Source organism: Oleiphilus sp. HI0117, assembly GCF_001635235.1.
The window spans coordinates 1-1288 of record NZ_LWGA01001469.1 but is presented as its reverse complement, the minus strand read 5'-3'; the positions used below and the strand labels follow the sequence as shown (position 1 = coordinate 1288).

Here is a 1288-nt window from a genome sequence, read left to right as displayed (position 1 = left end):
TATAATGGGCCGCATGGTAAATATGGTGGATTGTCTTCTTGTTTTATGACGAATTTAGCTGTCTGAAGACATCACCATAATGATGAATCTATTCTATCTGTAATAGCCAAATGATTGTCTAACTGAAGTGTTTCGGTATGTAAATTTATGTAAGCTGGCGTTTTTCTGTTTAGATATCAATCCGCATTGAAAGGTCGATAGATTTGCAGTCTTTTGTCAGTGCGCCGATTGAAATAAAGTCTACTCCCGTTTCAGCAATTGGGACCAGCGTTTCATTGGTTATGCCGCCAGAAGCTTCAAGCTTGGCTTGGCCTTTATTTAGTTTTACGGCCTCGTTTAAAGTGCTGATAGGGAAATTGTCGAGCATGACGATATCAGCCTGAGCTTGTAAGGCTAGTTGCAACTCTTGTATAGATTCAACTTCAACTTCGATGGGCTTTCCGGGAGCTAGTTGCTGAGCTTTGTTAACTGCCTGTCCAATGCCGCCGCAGGCCATAATGTGATTTTCCTTGATTAGGAAGGCGTCATAAAGGCCAATGCGATGGTTGTGGCAGTCTCCGCAGGTAACGGCATGCTTTTGTGCTAGGCGCAGTCCAGGTAGGGTCTTACGAGTATCCAGAAGCTTTACTTGAGTGTGTGCAACCAGGTTTGCGTAGTGTTTAGCTGTCGTTGCAGTGCCAGAAAGTGTTTGCAGAAAATTAAGTGCGGCACGTTCTCCGGTTAGAATGGATCGGGCAGAGCCACTAACAGTAAAGAGAGTTTCGTTTTGTGAAGCGTTGTCTCTGTCATTGACGAACCACTTAATTTCAAGGGTTGGATCAATTGCATGAAAGACGGCGTCAACCCACTTTGTACCGCAAATAATCGCACTTTCACGGGTAATTACTTTCGCGCAAGCCTGTTTGTCGGCATCAATTAGCTGAGCAGTTATATCACCGGAGCCGACATCTTCCGAAATTGCAGCGTTAACGTTATTTTCGATGGCTTTTGAAAGTAATTCGTTCATATTTTGGCTCAAGCTGTTCAGGCTGGGTCTGGTGAATACAAAGGATGCTTAAAATTAAAAAAAGTCGAAAGTATTGCTTACTTTTATTTAGCGGCGCCATTATATAGATTATTTCGGATAATGCTAAGTGGCTTAGCTTGTTCTCGTTCACTATATTGTTAGACGAGTAGTTGTTGTGCTGGGTTTAATAATTCACATTTTTTGTGAACTGGTTCAAGCGGAAACAAAATGTGACAGTAGTCATAATATTGACTCGCTATAATGCAAATAAATGTTAAATAA

1 protein-coding gene is annotated in these 1288 nt (G+C 41.8%); it reads right to left on the bottom strand.

From position 1 onward, the window contains the following. Positions 1–169: 169 nt before the first annotated feature. Complete coding sequence (gene nadC / locus A3757_RS24445) at positions 170–1006, bottom strand: carboxylating nicotinate-nucleotide diphosphorylase (RefSeq protein ID WP_068509607.1); 837 nt, start codon at positions 1004–1006, stop codon at positions 170–172. Between the last annotated feature and the right edge of the window lie 282 nt (positions 1007–1288).